The 17,614-nt window shown below is 28.0% G+C and carries 13 protein-coding genes; all 13 read right to left on the reverse strand.

Features of this window, described 5'->3' with window-relative positions:
* Positions 1-15 precede the first annotated feature (15 nt).
* Complete coding sequence (gene hisC / locus ABDZ71_RS02585; protein WP_343758553.1) at positions 16-1,104, reverse strand: histidinol-phosphate transaminase; 1,089 nt, start codon at positions 1,102-1,104, stop codon at positions 16-18.
* Between the two features lie 69 nt (positions 1,105-1,173).
* Positions 1,174-2,091, reverse strand: a complete 918-nt coding sequence (murB, locus tag ABDZ71_RS02590; RefSeq protein ID WP_343758555.1) for a UDP-N-acetylmuramate dehydrogenase — start codon at positions 2,089-2,091, stop codon at positions 1,174-1,176.
* Positions 2,092-2,159: 68 nt separating this feature from the next.
* A complete protein-coding gene (locus ABDZ71_RS02595; protein WP_343758557.1) occupies positions 2,160-2,891 on the reverse strand; it encodes a phosphatase in 732 nt (243 codons plus the stop codon).
* A gap of 218 nt (positions 2,892-3,109) precedes the next feature.
* Complete coding sequence (gene uvrC, locus ABDZ71_RS02600; protein WP_343758559.1) at positions 3,110-4,969, reverse strand: excinuclease ABC subunit UvrC; 1,860 nt, start codon at positions 4,967-4,969, stop codon at positions 3,110-3,112.
* A gap of 13 nt (positions 4,970-4,982) precedes the next feature.
* Entirely contained in the window at positions 4,983-5,591 is a 609-nt protein-coding gene (locus ABDZ71_RS02605; RefSeq protein ID WP_343758561.1) for a metal-dependent hydrolase, read from the reverse strand.
* A gap of 369 nt (positions 5,592-5,960) precedes the next feature.
* Complete coding sequence (locus ABDZ71_RS02610; protein WP_343758563.1) at positions 5,961-6,857, reverse strand: HD domain-containing protein; 897 nt, start codon at positions 6,855-6,857, stop codon at positions 5,961-5,963.
* Positions 6,858-6,911: 54 nt separating this feature from the next.
* A complete protein-coding gene (locus ABDZ71_RS02615; RefSeq protein WP_343758565.1) occupies positions 6,912-8,342 on the reverse strand; it encodes a peptidoglycan D,D-transpeptidase FtsI family protein in 1,431 nt (476 codons plus the stop codon).
* A 4-nt stretch (positions 8,343-8,346) separates the two neighbouring features.
* Positions 8,347-9,564, reverse strand: a complete 1,218-nt coding sequence (locus ABDZ71_RS02620) for an FtsW/RodA/SpoVE family cell cycle protein (RefSeq protein ID WP_425544683.1) — start codon at positions 9,562-9,564, stop codon at positions 8,347-8,349.
* Positions 9,565-9,589: 25 nt separating this feature from the next.
* Complete coding sequence (locus tag ABDZ71_RS02625) at positions 9,590-10,033, reverse strand: FHA domain-containing protein (protein ID WP_343758569.1); 444 nt, start codon at positions 10,031-10,033, stop codon at positions 9,590-9,592.
* A gap of 102 nt (positions 10,034-10,135) precedes the next feature.
* Entirely contained in the window at positions 10,136-12,958 is a 2,823-nt protein-coding gene (gene uvrA, locus ABDZ71_RS02630) for an excinuclease ABC subunit UvrA (protein ID WP_343758571.1), read from the reverse strand.
* Positions 12,959-12,976: 18 nt separating this feature from the next.
* Positions 12,977-14,965, reverse strand: a complete 1,989-nt coding sequence (uvrB, locus tag ABDZ71_RS02635; protein WP_343758573.1) for an excinuclease ABC subunit UvrB — start codon at positions 14,963-14,965, stop codon at positions 12,977-12,979.
* 2 nt (positions 14,966-14,967) lie between these two features.
* Positions 14,968-16,263: a PDZ domain-containing protein gene (locus tag ABDZ71_RS02640; protein ID WP_343758575.1), complete on the reverse strand. Its 1,296-nt coding sequence runs from the start codon at positions 16,261-16,263 to the stop codon at positions 14,968-14,970.
* Between the two features lie 78 nt (positions 16,264-16,341).
* On the reverse strand, positions 16,342-17,547 hold the full coding sequence (locus tag ABDZ71_RS02645; RefSeq protein ID WP_343758577.1) for a S41 family peptidase: 1,206 nt from the start codon (positions 17,545-17,547) through the stop codon (positions 16,342-16,344).
* Between the last annotated feature and the right edge of the window lie 67 nt (positions 17,548-17,614).

Here is a 17,614-nt window from a genome sequence, read left to right on the forward strand (position 1 = left end):
TATTTTAAAATTAATTTATTTTAAACAATTTTTAAGTTCTTCTATAAATACTTTATTTTGTTCCATACTTCCAATAGTAACTCTAAGCCACTTTGGCATTCCTAATAAAGAACCTGGTCTTATTATTACACCTTTTCTCAGCAAACTATCAAATACTTCTTTATCTTCTCTTTCTATGTTAACCATTATAAAGTTAGTTTCAGTTGGAACATATTTAAGTCCCATAGCCTCAAACTCTTTACATATATATTTTTTTCCTTCTATATTTACTTTTCTAACTTCATCTATAAACTTAGTATCTTTTAATGCTGCTGTAGCAGCTCTTTGTGCAAATAAATTTACATCAAAAGGTCCTATAACAGTATTAAAATATTTAACTAATTCCTTATCCCCTATTCCAAAACCACATCTTAATCCTGCAAGTCCATAAGCTTTAGAAAAAGTTCTTAATATTACTATATTAGGATATTTTTTTCTAAGTTCTAAAGAATCTGGAAAATCTTTACTAGTTACATATTCAATATAAGCTTCATCCATAATAATAACTACATTAGAAGGTATTTTATCTATTACTTTTTCAAATTGGTCTTTAGTAAAAATAGTACCTGTAGGATTATTAGGATTGCAAAACCATATTATTTTAGTTTTGTCTGTTATACTATCCACCATTTTTTCTATATCTAATGCATTATCTTTCATAGGAATTATAACAGATTTTCCTCCCATAAGTTGTGTTGAATGCATATAACGTGAAAATGTTACTTCACCCATAATACATTCATCTCCTGGGTTTAATAGTGTATTACATATAACTTTAATTAAAGAATCTGATCCTGTTCCACAAAATATTTCATCCATATCAACATTAAATTTTTTACTTATTTCCCCTTTAAGTTCATGATTTGATGCATCTGGATATAAATTAGTATGCTCTACAAGATCACTTAAAACCTCTTTTACTTTAGGAGAGCATCCTAAAGGATTTTCATTTGAAGCTAATTTGATTACTTTCTTAAGTTGTAATTCTCTCTTAACCTCACTTATTGGCTTTCCTGCCTTATAAATGTCCATGCCTAATACTTCTTCTCTAATACTATACCCCATTTGATCGCTCAAGCTATTTTATATAACTTAAGCTATCCTCCCTTCATTTATAAATTAAGTGAAGAAAAGTTATTTTTCTTCACCTATTATCCTAACCTCTGTATGAAGATCTACGCCAAATTTATTTTTAACTTTGCTTTGAACAACGTCTATAAGATTTAGTATATCCTTTGCTGTTGCATTTTCTCTATTAACTATAAACCCTGAATGTTTTTCTGAAACTTGTGCTCCACCAACAGATACTCCCTTTAGTCCTGTATCTTCTATAAGCTTTGCTGCAAAATATCCTTGTGGTCTTTTAAATGTACTTCCTGCTGAAGGATATTCTAAAGGTTGTTTTTCTCTTCTTCTTCTATTTAAATTAACTATTCTATCCTTTATATGGTCATATTGTTCATTATGTAATCTAAAAACAACTTCTAAAACTATATATCCATATTTTTGTATTGCACTCATTCTATAACCTAATTCTAAATGATTCTTATCTAATACTTTAATATTCCCTTGTTTATCAATAACTTTAGCACTTTCAATAACTTGTGCCACTTCTCCATTGTAGGCACCTGCATTCATAGTTACAGCTCCTCCAACACTACCTGGAATACCACAAGCAAATTCAAATCCTCCTAAGTTATTCTTTAAGGCTACGTTTGAAACATTAGTTAAAGAGGCTCCCCCTCCTACTGTTATACTATCTCCTTCTACAGTTATAGAATTCAATTTACATAATTTTATAACGGCACCTCTTATGCCACCATCTCTTACAAGCAAGTTAGAACCATTTCCTATAATGTAGTAAGGTATACAATTTTCTTTGCATATACTAATACATTTTTTTACTTGATCTATTTCAGTAGGAATTACTAATAAATCAGCTGGTCCTCCAACTTTAAAAGAAATATGTTTCTTCATAGGCTCATCTATAAAAATGTTTGATTTTCCAACGATACTCTCAAATTCTTCTTTAAATTTTTTATATTGATTCATAAATTATTCTCCTTGAACTTTATATTACTAACTTTAGTACATATCTTAGTATAATGTATGCTCAATTGTTAATCAAGATTTATATCCTTTAACTTTCCTTTTGATTTTAGATATTTTAAGATTTTGTTTTCATCTGTGTTCATTATTAGCTCTTCTGGCATATGAACCTTATCTAATATTTTCTGAGCCAAATCAAAATTACCTATTTGGTAACATATATGTGAATCAGTAGATAATATAACCTTAACTTTATATTCTTTACATAATTTCGCTACCTTTTCACAAGTGATTTCACTTCCTACTCTAGATTTAAAAGATCCATTATTTATTTCTATTATTTTATTTTTTTCCTTAGCTTTTTTTACTACTTCTTCTTCAATTATAGGAAAAGATCTATTTCCAATATGTCCAAGTATATCAACATTTGGATTTTCCATAGCATTAAGCAAAGCTTCTGTATTTTTTTCTCTACTACCTGGTCTTATACATACATCATGCAAACTTGCTATTATAACATCCATTTTTTCTTGTATAAAATCTGGTATATCAAGCATTCCTTTAAAATCTATAATATTAGCTTCACAACCATGAAGCAATGTAACACCTTTTAACTTTCTAGGTAAAACTTTAAAATTTCCAAAATGAAATATATGAGGTCCCCCAGGCATTTTAGGACCATGATCTGTAGTTCCAAGAACTTTCAAACCAATCTTAGATGCTTGTTCTACATTTTCTAAAAAAGTAGTATAGGCATGGCCACTAACTATAGTATGGGTATGTGTATCAACAACGTATTTCATATTTTTTCCTCCTTGTTTATCCTTATATCAATTATATGCTTATTTTACTATAATAAGGTTAAAATTCTATTACATTGAAAGTAACTAATAAATAAAACTTATCAAATCTCTTCTTAAATACAATAATTTAAGTTGTTATAATAAGGTGTTATCAGTAGTTTCAAGAAAAAACAATTCACAAAACATCTTCAAATAACTAATTGTTTATTTGAATGTAATTACATACTAAAAAAATCCAAAATACTATTAGCCGCTTTTTTATCTATAGAAGGAACTTTCATAAGATCGTCAAAACTAGCTTTTTTTATATTCTCTATTCCTCCAAATTTCATAAGCAACTGTTTTCTTCTTTTATCACCTATATTTGGTATATCATCTAATATAGAATGAATAGATTTTCTTCCTCTTAAGCTTCTATGATAACTTATAGCAAACCTATGTACTTCATCCTGTACTCTTGTAATAAATTTTATTAACTCTCTATCTGTAATAGATAATTCTTCATTATCGTATATAAGTCCTCTTGTTCTATGCTTGTCATCTTTTACCATTCCACAAACTGGTATATGTATATCAAATTTCGATAAAACTTCTAATGCTATATTAACTTGACCTTTTCCACCATCCATTAATATTAAATCAGGAAAAACACAAAACTTTCCAGCACTTAAATTTAAATTTCTCTCTTGTATAGATTTAATTTCTTCTAATCCATGTTTAAATCTTCTAGTTAGAATCTCTTCCATACTTTTATAGTCATTAGATCCTTTTACTGTTTTTATTTTAAATCTTCTGTAATCACTTTTTTTAGGAATCCCTTTTTCAAAAACTATCATACTTCCTACAGAATCAAATCCTTGTATATTAGATATGTCATAGGCTTCTATTCTTTTAGGTACTTCATCTAATTTCAATATATCTTTAATAGTATTCAATATATCTATATGTTTTTTATTATCCCTTAAATACTTTATTTTAAAATTATTTAAAGTAGTTTCTGCATTTTTTTCTACTAAATCTAATATTTTCTTCTTTTCTCCCTTAACAGGAATTTTAATAGAAACTTTCCTTTGTTTTTTTGAACTTAGCCATTTTTCTAAAAGATCACATTCTTCTATATTGGTCACAAAAATATTATGAGGAATAAAAGCTACTCCCCCATAAAATTCTTTTATAAAATTATTAATGATATGCTCTTCTTTCATATCAAAAGTATCTTGTATTATAAAATGTTCTCTACCAATTATTTTACCATTTCTAACAAAAAATATTTGTATGCAACTATCTTTTTCATCTCTAGCTAAAGCTATGTAATCATCATTTTCAAAATTATTTAATATAATTTTTTGCTTTTCTGATATTTTATCTATTAATAATAATTTATCTCTATATTCTCCTGCTTTTTCAAACTGTAAGTTTTCTGAAGCTTCTTTCATTTCTTTCTTAAGTTTACTTGTAATGTCGTAAGATTTTCCAGACAAAAGTTTTATAACATCATCTATTATTTTTCTATATTCTTCTTTTGTTATATTAGAAACACAGGGAGCTTTGCATCTTTTTATATGATAGTTAAGACAAGGTCTATCATATTTGTTTTCATTTTCTTTTATAACCTTTCTGCATCTCCTTATGGGAAAAGTTTTTTGAATCATTTCTAATATATCTCTAACTGAATATCCATCTACATAGGGTCCAAAATACTTACTTCCATCTTTAATCACTTTTCTTGTAGATATTATTCTTGGAAAATCTTCATTAATAGTCACCTTTATAAAAGGATATTGCTTATCATCTTTTAATAATATATTATACTTAGGTCTGTATTTTTTTATTAAGTTACATTCTAGTATTAAAGCTTCCATTTCTGAATCTGTAACTATATATTCAAATTCACTTATCTTTTCAACCATAGATTCAACTTTCTTAGAATGGTTAACTGATTTTCTAAAATATTGCCTAACTCTATTTTTTAAAATTTTAGCTTTTCCTACATAAATTATTTCACCTAGATTATTTTTCATCAAATATACTCCAGGTTTATCTGGTAAAATTTTTAATTGATATTTAAAATCAAACACTTAATCACTCCTATTATTTAGGAAAAATTGATGGTAATCTATATATTGTAAATACTAAAATTATAGTAATTAGAATATTCTCAATTACTCCTCCAATTTTAGAATTAGTTTTATAAGTTATAGGAAATTTAACCTTCTTTTTATTAAAAGGGTATAAAAGTGGCACCCCTCTATTAGTTGCCATATCACAAAGTAGATGTGACCCATATCCTATCATAAAATAATATACTATATAGTGAATATTGTACATATTACCTATATATCCTGCTACAAATGAAAAAACAATCATTCCAAATAAACTATGTGTAAATCCATTTCTATGAGAAGATATTGCTACTATAATCAGTAATATTCCAACTGCTTTAAATCCTGGATTATGAGTATATAAATAATCATACCACAATACTAATATACCACTTACACTGTAAAAAGCTAATTTAGTAGTTTTATTTTTAAATATAAGTATATATTTATTAAATATGCTTTTAGGGTGGTCTATATCCGGTAATAAAGATGCTAAAAATACTATTAGCAGGCCTAAATAATCAAACCTTGCTGGTAATTTATTATATAAAAATAAAAATAAAGCTACACCTACACCTGCATGAGTTCTACCTTTCATATTATTATCTCCTCAATGGTCTAATATTTAATCATCTACTTTATTGTATATATTATATCATCAAAATATACTTTTTTATCATTTGCTCAAAACTTAGAGGAAATTTAGTAGAATATGTTGTATTTTATAAGGTTTTAAAACTCATTATCCTTATTTTATTAAATTGTAATTAAAAACTTACCTACATTTAAATAGTTTGTTTATTTTCATATACCTATATAAATATACTTTATAAAGGAAAGGCATATATATAAACAAACTATCACTTACTTTTAACCTAATAAATTTATTAATTCATTAACAATAAAAAATAAAAGTTATGAATATAGGATAGACCTTACATTCATAGCTTTTACATTAGGATAAATTTTATATTTTGTTTTCTATGGCATTTACTACTTGACTATCTATTATATCAGCTGCATTTAGCAATATATCTTCTATAGTCTTAGGCTCAAAATTACCATATTCTCCATGATGAGATAATATTGAATAACATATATCATCCATATCTTCTTCTGAAAGAATACTTCCCACTTCTTCATTTATCTGATTTAAATAAGCGGCACCCATAACTAAATGATCTAATTTTATAGTTTTTCTTCTTATTATGCCATTGAAGTCATACTCTTTTATCTTCATAACATCATGAACAATAGCCTTAAGCATTAGTCTATCTTTATTTATTACATCTTTAGCACTCATGTAAAATGGATTATTAACATAATTATTTATTATGCCTTCCATAGTTTTCATTACTCCTACAGTATGTAAAAATAATCCGCCTCGTTTATTGCCATGAAACTTTTCAGCAGCTACACAAGTAATAAAATCTTTCCATCTTTTTTCACTATATCCCATAGCTCCAGTAGCTGCTATAGCTATTTTTTTATACTTTTCTTCTAGATTATTTATAACATCATTAAAATAATCAAATAATTCTTCTGGTATTTCATATTCTGGAACAAACTCAGAATAATTTATTTCTCCCGGACAAGGCTTTAATACTGGGTTTCTTATTTGCATGTTTCCGTTAAAAGTAGCAGCTACACCTTTTACTGCTATAACAGAATTAGGTTTTAACATACCATTCATGTAATCATAATTATCCCAAATAGGAAAAGCAATAGATCCAGTGTCATCTTGTAGTATTAATAATATATAGGGACTTCCATCTTTCTTATAGTTAGTTCTTTTATCACTAACTAAAGCATTAAATTGGACCATGTGTCCATTTATTTCACTAGTTATGTCTGATATTTTCATAGGTTTAAATTGTTCCCCCCTTTTATTATACTAAGTCATATTATATATTTAATCTTAATTTCTTAAGCTCTCTTGTATCACTTGTCCTGCAATATTAGCTGATTGAAGTCCTCCTTGACCACCTTTTTCTACTATAACTGCTACAGCTACTTTTGGGTCATTATAAGGAGCAAATCCTATAAACCAAGAATGAGGAGCTTCACCCTTTTCTGTTCCTGCATGATCTGCTGTTCCGGTTTTACCACAAACTTCTATTCCTTCTACACTAGCATTACGTCCTGTTCCTGTTTTTACAACTTCTCTCATATACTCTTTCACAGTTTGTGCACTATTTGAACTTATAACATCACCATTAGATACTGGTTCTATTTTATTTATAGTTTTCCCTTTACTATCTAATATTTCATTTACTATACGTGGTTTCATCATAGTTCCGTTGTTAGCTATAGTTGCAGTAACTACTGCCATTTGCATAGGACTTGCTAAAACAGATCCTTGACCTATAGCAGTTTGTGCCATGTTTCCTTTTTCATAGCTTTTTAGTGTTGGAAATCTACTTTTTTCTCCTATAACTCCATCCATTGGTATGTTTTTATTGAAATAAAATTTTTCTGCTGTTTCTTTAAGTTTAGAATTTCCAAGCTCTACTCCAAGTCCTCCAAATATTACATTACTAGAATGTACAAATGCTTGCTGAAAATTAGTACTACCTAATGCTTCTCCCGCAAAATTATGAAGAGTATATCCTCCCCCTAATTCTAGACTTCCGTTATCTTCAAATCCTTTATTTCTAACATTAGGTATATTTTCTAAAGCACTCACAGCCGTAACGGCTTTAAAGGTAGATCCTGGTGGATATAATCCGGCAGTGGCTCTATTTAAAAGCGGTATACTTTTATCTTTATTAATATCTGCCCATATTTCATCTAATCTATTAGGATCAAAGGATGGTTTTGATACCATAGCTATAATATCCCCTGTCTTAGGATTTAACGCTACAACTGCACCTTTTCTATTTCCTAAAAGATCATAAGCTTTCTTTTGTACGTTATAACTTAATGTAGTTTTTAAATTATGTCCTACCTTATTTTCTACTTTACCTTTAGTTTTTAAGAAATTTAACAATGTATCTTTTACATCGGTATGCATTAATTGTTCATCATATTTTTTTTCTAATCCTGTTATACCATATTTTATATTTACATACCCTAAAGCGTGGGCAAACATATCTCCGCCTGTATATTCTCTTTTTTGAAATTCACTGTTTACTCTTTCACTTTTAGTTAAAGGCTTCATATTTTTATCGTATATAGTTCCTCTTAATACTTCATTTCTTTTAACCCATAATCTTCTGTTATGATCATCATTTACGATTTTAGGTCCTACTACAAACTCAAAGTAGGTTATGTAAGATATAAGTCCTATAAAGCATACTAGAAAAACCATTAATACTTTTTTTGTATTATTTGAAAAATTATTCTTCATAATATTACCTACCTTCTTCTGATATCTTTTGAAGTACTCCTAGTGCAAAAAATATGCTTAACATGGAACTTCCTCCATAACTAACTAAAGGAAGGGTTATTCCTGTAAGTGGAATCATATTCATAACACCACCAACTATAACAAGTACTTGACAAGCTATCATTCCACTAAACCCTACTGCTAATAATCTTGAAAAGTTATCATCTGCATAAATTGCCGCTCTCATGCCTCTATAAAATAAAAGAAAATATAGTATTACTATAGCAAATCCCATAAGTATACCTAATTCTTCGCATATTACAGCAAATATAAAATCTGTAGTTTTTACTGGAACATATTCTGGATGTCCAAGTCCAAGTCCTGTACCAGATATTCCTCCTGTTGCTATAGAAAACATAGATTGAACTATTTGATAACTTTTACCACTAGCATAAGGCCAAGGATCTTTCCATATAAGAACTCTTGTCTTAACGTGATCAAAAAGCTTATATGATATGAATGCTCCTCCTGAAAATAATCCTAAACATGTTAAAATATATTTTAATTTAGAAGTAGCAATATAAAGAATTGTAATAGATATACCAAAAAATATTAAGGCAGATCCTAAATCTCTTTGTAATACCATGAATCCTAAACACACCATAACAACTATGGCAGGTTCTATTAATTTGATAAATTTATTATCATAATCTTTTAAAGCTGATGCTAAATATGCAACTAAAAATAGCTTACCAAGCTCTGAGGGTTGAAATCTAAATCCAGCTATACTAACCCAGTTTTTAGCACCATATAATTCTTTTCCAAATAGTGTACCCATGGCCATAAATAAAATAGTAAATGCTAAATATATATATCTATATTTAGAGAATCTTTTTAAATCTGGCAATAATACTACTATTAAAATATAAGCTGTAACTCCTATAGCAAACCATATTATTTGTTTTATAGAAGTTGATACATCTATTCTATATAACATAACAATACCTATAACTGATAAAGTACTAGAAAATATAAATATATATTTGTCTCCATCAGGAAAAAATCTTCTTATTATAAAATAAGAATATCCAATAAGTAAACATGTTACTGCTGCCATAACCATAGCACCTTTATCAAAGGGTTGCTTTAGTATAGCTAAATTCAAAAAACAGACTATACATAATAAATAAGTATATCTTAAAAGTTTTCTTTCTCCCTTTATAGTATCCACTATTTTCACCATCCTACACTTTAACAAATAACTAAAATTATCCTATAACCCTAAAGGTAGTACTTCCTATATCTATTTTATCTCCTGACATAAGTTGAGTTTTAGAACTTTTTAATTTTTTATCATTTAATATTATTCCATTGGTACTTCCGAGGTCTTCTATTATATATTGACTATTTTTCATGTAAATTCTAACATGCTTACCTGACACATATGGATCATCTAAAACTAACATATTTTCCGATTTTCTACCTATGGTTAACTCTCCCCGAATAGGCACAACGGACCCTTTCCTAAGACCAGAATTTTTAACTGTACGTATTATTTCAAGGCCAAAAGATTTTCTACTTCTTCTAGATCTACCTTTTTTATTTCCACCTTTCATATCTTTGTACATTATTCTAAGCGCCCAAAAAATTATGATATATACTATTGCTATAATTACTATCTTAAAAATAAGGCTTAATTTACTTAAATCCATAGCTTCACCTTCTTTAACCTTCCATATTACTTTAGAACATTATAAGATATATTTTATTGAAAAGACTAGCATCTATAATTTTATATGCTAGTCCTAAATAGATTATAACATTTTTTTTAAATATTGTCCTGTGTACGAATTGTTAACAGTACATATCTCTTCAGGAGTACCTTTAGCTATTATTTGGCCTCCTTTTTCTCCTCCTTCAGGACCTAAATCTATTATATAATCAGCACATTTAATTACATCTAAATTATGTTCTATAACTATTACAGTATTCCCTGTATCCGTTAATCTTTGAAGAATTTTTATTAATTTATTTACATCATCCATATGAAGACCAGTTGTTGGTTCATCTAATATATATAGTGTTCTTCCTGTACTTCTCTTTGAAAGTTCATAAGCTAGTTTAATTCTTTGAGCTTCTCCTCCTGAAAGTTGGGTAGATGGCTGACCTAATCTTATATATCCCAGTCCAACATCCATAAGTGTTTTTAGTTTATTTTTTATCTTAGGTATGTTTTCAAAGAATTCTAAAGCTTCTTCTACAGTCATATTTAATACATCTGATATATTTTTTCCTTTATATTTAACTTCTAAAGTTTCTCTATTATATCTCATTCCACTACAAACTTCACAGGGAACATATACGTCAGATAAAAACTGCATTTCTATTTTTATTATTCCATCACCATTACAAGCCTCACATCTTCCACCTTTTACATTAAAACTAAATCTTCCTGGTTTATAACCTCTCATTTTAGCTTCTTTGGTATTTGAAAAAGTTTCTCTTATATAATCAAACACTCCAGTATAAGTAGCTGGATTTGATCTTGGTGTTCTTCCTATAGGACTTTGGTCAATATTTATTATCTTATCAATATTTTCTATACCCTTTATACTTTTATGTTTCCCAGGATTATCTTTTGATTTATTTAGTTTTTTATGTATACCTTTATACATTATTTCATTTACAAGAGTACTTTTACCAGAACCTGATACCCCTGTAACACAGGTAAATAATCCTATAGGAAATTTAGCATTTATTCCTTTTAAATTATTTTGCATAGCCTTCTCTATAGTTATATACTTTTTCTTTGATTTTCTTCTTTCCTTAGGAACCTCAATAACTTTTTTTCCACTTAAATATTGTCCTGTTATAGACTTTTCATTTTTTAATATGTCATCTAAACTTCCAGCTTCAATTACTTCTCCACCGTGTTCTCCTGCTCTTGGTCCTATATCAACAATAAAATCCGCTTCTCTTATAGTATCTTCATCATGTTCTACTACAATTAATGTATTTCCTAAATCTCTTAAATTTTTTAAAGTCTTTATAAGTCTATCATTATCTCTTTGATGAAGACCTATACTAGGTTCATCTAATATATATAAAACTCCAACTAAACTAGATCCTATTTGAGTTGCTAATCTTATTCTTTGAGATTCTCCACCAGAAAGTGTAGATGCATTTCTCCATAATGTTAAGTAATCTAATCCTACATCAATTAAAAATTTTAATCTGCTCTTTATTTCTTTAAATATTTGATTACTTATTATTTTATCTTTTTCAGATAATGTTACATTATTTAAAAATTCTAATTCATCCTTTACAGCCATATTACAAAAATCATATATGTTTTTATCTCCTACAGTAACTGAAAGAGCTTCTTTTTTTAGTCTTGCACCATTACATTTAGGACAGTGGTTATTACTCATATATCTTTCTATTTCTTTTTTAATGTAATCTGAATTAGTTTCTATATATCTTCTTCTAAGATTATTTATTATTCCTTCATATGCATGATTAAATTCTATATTTCTGTCTTCTTTTTTATATTTTACTTTAATTTTTTCTCCCTTTAATCCATAAAGTATTTTATCTATTATATCTCTACTTAAATCTTTAATAGGTGAATTTAATTTAAAGTTATATTTTTGAGATAAAGCCTTTAACATATTAAAAGTCATAGAATCTTCTCTTAAGCTTCCACTTCCTAAAGATATTATAGCTCCATCTAAAATACTTTTACTTTTATCTGGTATTACTAAATCTTCATCTATCTCCATTAAAGTCCCAAGACCATCACAAAGATCACATTTACCAAAAGGAGAGTTAAAAGAAAACATTCTAGGAGCTAACTCTCCTATGCTAATACCACAATCTGGGCAACAAAAGTTTTCACTAAATAATATATCTTCTTCTCCTATTACATTTATAACAACTAGCCCTTCTGCCAATTTTAATGCAGTTTCTATAGAATCAGATAATCTACTTTTTATACTTTCTTTTATTATTAATCTATCTACTACAACCTCTATAGTATGTTTTTTATTCTTTTCAAGTTTTACATTTTCTTCTTCTATATCTATTGTTTGATTATCTATTCTAACTCTAACAAATCCACTTTTTTTAATATTATTTAATACTTTAACATGTTCTCCTTTTCTTCCTCTTACAACAGGAGCTAAAACTTGTATCTTAGTTCTCTCAGGCATATTCATTATTCTATCTACCATCTGATCTACAGTTTGCTGTGTTATTTCTTTACCACACTTTGGACAATGTGGAACTCCTACTTTAGCATATAAAAGTCTTAAATAATCGTAAATCTCAGTAACTGTTCCAACAGTTGAACGTGGATTTCTACTAGTAGTTTTTTGATCTATAGATATAGCTGGTGACAATCCTTCTATATTATCCACTTCCGGTTTATTCATTTGTCCTAAAAATTGTCTAGCATAAGCAGATAAAGATTCTACATATCTTCTTTGTCCTTCTGCATATAGTGTGTCAAAGGCAAGGGATGACTTACCTGAACCTGAAAGTCCAGTAAATACTACATATTTATCTCTTGGTATTTCTAAGCTCACATTCTTTAAATTATGAACATTTGCACCTTTTACAACAATTTTATTTTTCATTATATATGATTACACTCCTCAATTTTCTGTTTCTTTTTGTTTTTTTAGTTTAAATATGGTATCTCTTAGGTTAGCTGCTTTTTCAAACTCTAAATTTTTAGCAGCTTCTCTCATCTCTTCTTCATATTGTTTTATTAAATCATCTATATTCTTATTAGTAGCCTTTATAGCTTCTTCTAAACTTTCATATTTAACATTTTCTTCTGCTATATCACTTATTTTAATTACATCTCTTATTTCCTTATTAATAGTCTTTGGAATAATTCCATGTTCTTTGTTATATTCCATTTGTATTTTCCTTCTTCTTTTTGTTTCATCTATAGTTTTTTTCATAGATTTTGTTATAACATCTGCATACATTATAACTTTACTCTTAGAATTTCTAGCTGCCCTACCAACGGTTTGTATAAGAGATGTTTCTGATCTTAAAAAACCTTCTTTATCTGCATCTAGTATAGCAACTAAAGCTACTTCTGGAATATCTAATCCTTCTCTTAAAAGGTTTATACCAACTAAAACATCAAATTCACCTTTTCTAAGATCATGAATAATCTTCATTCTTTCCATAGTATCAATATCTGAATGTAAATACTGAGTTTTAACCCCTAAATCTTTTAAGTAGTCTGTTAAATCTTCTGCCATTCTTTTAGTAAGAGTAGTTACTAATACTCTAAATCCTTTATCTTTAGTTTCTTTTATCCTTTGATACAAATCATCTATTTGACCCTTTATAGGTTTTATAAATATTTCTGGATCTAAAAGCCCTGTAGGTCTTATTATTTGCTCTGCTACGTTAGTTGAATGTTCAAATTCATATTTGGAAGGAGTTGCACTTACAAATAATACTTGATTAAGTTTTTTCTCAAATTCTCCAAATGTAAGAGGTCTATTATCATAAGCACAAGGTAATCTAAATCCATAATCCACTAGAGACTGTTTTCTAGACCTATCTCCTGCTTGCATAGCCTTAACTTGTGGAAGAGTAACATGACTTTCATCTATAAAAAGCATAAAATCATCTGGAAAATAATCTATTAAGGTTTGAGGTGGTGTTCCTTTAGCTCTTCCATCTAGTACACGAGAATAATTCTCTATGCCTGTACAATATCCAACCTCTCTCATCATCTCTATATCAAAATTAGTTCTTTGCTTAAGTCTTTGGGCTTCTAATATTTTATCTTGAGAAACTAATTCTTTAACTCTATCTTCTAACTGCTCTTCAATACTTTTTATAGCTATTTCAAGTCTATCTTTTGAGGTAGCAAAATGGGATGCAGGGAAAATAGCTACATGTTTTAGTTTGCATATAGTTTCTCCAGTTAAAGAATCAAACTCTTTAATTTTTTCTATTTCATCTCCAAAGAACTCTATCTTTATAGCTTTACTACTAGATGATGCTGGAAATATATCCAATACATCTCCTTTTACTCTAAAAGTTCCACGAACAAAATTAACATCATTTCTTTCGTACTGTATATCAACTAATTTTTTAATAATTTCATCTCTATCCTTTTCCATTCCTTCTCTTAAGGATAAAGTTAATTTCTTATATTCTTCTGGATTACCAAGTCCATATATACAAGATACTGAAGCAACTATTATTACATCATTTCTTTCAAATAATGATGCTGTAGCTGAGTGTCTTAGTTTATCTATCTCATCATTTATTGAAGCATCTTTTTCTATAAAAGTATCTGTTTGGGCAACATAAGCTTCCGGTTGATAATAATCATAATAAGATACAAAATATTCTACTGCATTATTGGGGAAAAATTCCCTAAATTCAGAACATAATTGAGCTGCTAAGGTTTTGTTATGAGCTAATACTAAAGTAGGTTTTTGAACTTCTTGTATTATATTAGCCATAGTAAAAGTTTTTCCTGAACCGGTTACTCCTATAAGAGTCTGAAATTTACCCTTATCTTTTATTGAGTCAGAAATTTTCTTTATTGCCTTTGGTTGATCACCAGTTGGACTAAATTTAGAAACCAATTGAAATTTAGGCATATCTATTCATCCTTATCTTTATTTTTTATATTATTAAGTACATCCTTAAATTTAGTGTTATCTATTTTTATAATAGAATCAGTTTTAGGTAATGCTTTAGGAACAAGAACAATCCCTAGCCTTTCATAAGAACCTACACTGTCATAACTTAAGGTATTCAAATTTCCCATTTGATTTTTAACTTTTAAAGATATATGTCCGTACATTTGTTTTATAGATTTTAATATGTCCTCTTCATTATTGATTATCTCGTTATTTATTTCAATAAGTAAATCTCCACTTTTTATTCCCATTTTTTTAGCTATAGAATTTTCAGCTACATCTAAAACCATTATTCCATCCTTTGAACTTATATATTTAGGCTCCTTATTAAGTTCTATATTCTTTTGAAATTTCAACATAAATTCATGAGCTAATGGTGCAAATACCAAAACTAACAGCTTGAAAAATATATTAAAATTTGCTAACTGTGACAATATAAACAATGTTATACTATACATCATTATGAATACACCAGATCTTATAGCTTTATCTTTCTTACTCTCAGTAAAAGTAACACTTTTGTATCCTATAACACCATAAAAAGGTATTAAACTTACCACTGCAGCATTTAGTATACTTTTAGGAACTGATGTGTTAACTAGTGGCCACCAATTAGGCATTGGTGTACCTGAAGATAAGAAAGAAGCTGCTTCATTACTATTTAACATAATAAATAAAGCTATAGGAATAACCCAATATCTTTGAAGGGCAAAGCCTCCTATTATACGATCATTTCTATTAGAAAAAACAGGAATATATCCTTTATCACCATCTATCATAACTAATATAGCTTCTACAAAATGTAGCACTGCCACCATTGCCATTAAAGCTGAAATATCTATATTTATAAAATTTAATGAAGGATTATTTGTAACTTTAGAAATCCATAACAATAATATACTTAATATTCCTAAAACTGAGCCTGAATAGGAAAAACATATAAATCTAGGATTAAAAAGCATAAAAAATATAGATACCAAAAATATCAGTTCTATAGAAGAATCTTCTGAAAAAAATATTCCCAAATAAGCCATAATTATACTAGCAAATACTCCTGCAAATATGCCTAATACCACCTGAGATATAGTAAGCTCAAATGCTGTATTAACTTTTTCTCCTATAACTATCTTTTGCATAATTGTAGTTCTCTTATTTTTTCTGTATAGTATTATAGCTAGTAATACTAAAACTATTAAAAAATAAGGTTCAGTAAGCGTATATGCTAAAGCTCTTAATGTATTCATTAGTATGTGCATTAAAAAAAGTTCTCCTCTCTATAATTATGGTTTAGTTAGGACAAAATCTAACTAAACCATAAAGCTGAAAATATGTCATTATTTGATTTTGTCTTTTGCAGTTTGTAGTGCTTTCTTAAATTGTGGATCTAAACTTCTATTATAAGTTTTATTTAATAATTCTTTAGGATACTTAACTTCAACGTCTGGTTTTATACCAATATGATTTATGTTTTTACCATTTGGTGAATAATATTTAGAAATAGTAACTTTTAATGCTGTTCCATCTCTAATTTCTAAAATAGTTTGAACAACACCTTTACCAAAAGTTTTTGTTCCTATAGCTGTTGCTAAATTATAATCTTTCATAGCTCCTAAAAATACTTCTGATGCACTAGCAGTGTTTCCATCTACAAGTATAGTTACTGGAAGTCCTATGAAATCTCCACCTTTTGAATTATAAGACTTTTTATTTTTATACTTATCTACAGTTGAAACAATTTCTTTTCCTTTTGGTATAAAATTAGAAGCCATATCTATACATTGATCTAATAATCCACCTGGATTTTCTCTTAAATCTATAATTAGTGATTTCATTCCTTTAGATTTTAAGTTATTTAATGACTTTTTAAAATCATCACCTGTATGTTCATCAAACATATCTACCTTTACATAACCTAGATTGTTTTCTATTATTTCTCCTTTTACTGTAGGTAAAGCTACTTTTGCTCTTTCAACTGTTACTTTATAAGAACCTTTATCTTTTCTGTTAAGTTCAATAGTAACTTCTGTTCCTTCTTTTCCCTTCATAAGAGAAATTGCTTTAGTTGTATCTTTACCTGAAACCTTAACTCCATTAACCTTGTCAATTTCATCATTTGCTAATATTCCAGCCTTTTTAGCTGGTGACTTATCAAATACTTTTGCTACTATTATTTTATCATCTTTAGTATCTATTTGTATGCCTATACCACTATAGTTTCCCTCTGTTTGTGCATTAAAACTTTTATACTCTTCTTCATTCATAAACACAGTGTAAGGATCCTTTAATGAGGATACCATACCTTTTATAGAACCGTTTATCAAGTCATTTTCGTCTATTTTACCATCATAGTACTTATAAAGCTGATTTCTGATTAAAAACATCTTACTATACTTTGATATATAGTCATACTCTTTAGAACCTATTATAACTTTACCATTTGGTAAATACAACGGTATAAGATTACTTAAAACAAAAGTCCCAATATTAGTAAGTATAACAATAACTACGGTCCATATTATCCACTTCTTTTTACTTTTCAAATTATTCACCTCTTCAATTCAAGCCTTACTTATATAGTATTATATATGTATATTATAATATATAAAG

Source organism: Clostridium oceanicum (assembly GCF_039521385.1).
GTDB lineage: Bacteria > Bacillota > Clostridia > Clostridiales > Clostridiaceae > Clostridium_F > Clostridium_F oceanicum.

Bases quoted from the DNA above. Each gene is read 5' to 3' on its own strand.
- hisC (WP_343758553.1), bottom strand. From the start codon at position 1,104: ATGGGGTATAGTATTAGAGAAGAAGTATTAGGCATGGACATTTATAAG.
- murB (WP_343758555.1), bottom strand. From the start codon at position 2,091: ATGAATCAATATAAAAAATTTAAAGAAGAATTTGAGAGTATCGTTGGA.
- ABDZ71_RS02595 (WP_343758557.1), bottom strand. From the start codon at position 2,891: ATGAAATACGTTGTTGATACACATACCCATACTATAGTTAGTGGCCAT.
- ABDZ71_RS02605 (WP_343758561.1), bottom strand. From the start codon at position 5,591: ATGAAAGGTAGAACTCATGCAGGTGTAGGTGTAGCTTTATTTTTATTT.
- ABDZ71_RS02610 (WP_343758563.1), bottom strand. From the start codon at position 6,857: ATGAAAATATCAGACATAACTAGTGAAATAAATGGACACATGGTCCAA.
- ABDZ71_RS02615 (WP_343758565.1), bottom strand. From the start codon at position 8,342: ATGAAGAATAATTTTTCAAATAATACAAAAAAAGTATTAATGGTTTTT.
- ABDZ71_RS02620 (WP_425544683.1), bottom strand. From the start codon at position 9,564: ATGGTGAAAATAGTGGATACTATAAAGGGAGAAAGAAAACTTTTAAGA.
- ABDZ71_RS02625 (WP_343758569.1), bottom strand. From the start codon at position 10,033: ATGGATTTAAGTAAATTAAGCCTTATTTTTAAGATAGTAATTATAGCA.
- uvrA (WP_343758571.1), bottom strand. From the start codon at position 12,958: ATGAAAAATAAAATTGTTGTAAAAGGTGCAAATGTTCATAATTTAAAG.
- uvrB (WP_343758573.1), bottom strand. From the start codon at position 14,965: ATGCCTAAATTTCAATTGGTTTCTAAATTTAGTCCAACTGGTGATCAA.
- ABDZ71_RS02640 (WP_343758575.1), bottom strand. From the start codon at position 16,263: ATGCACATACTAATGAATACATTAAGAGCTTTAGCATATACGCTTACT.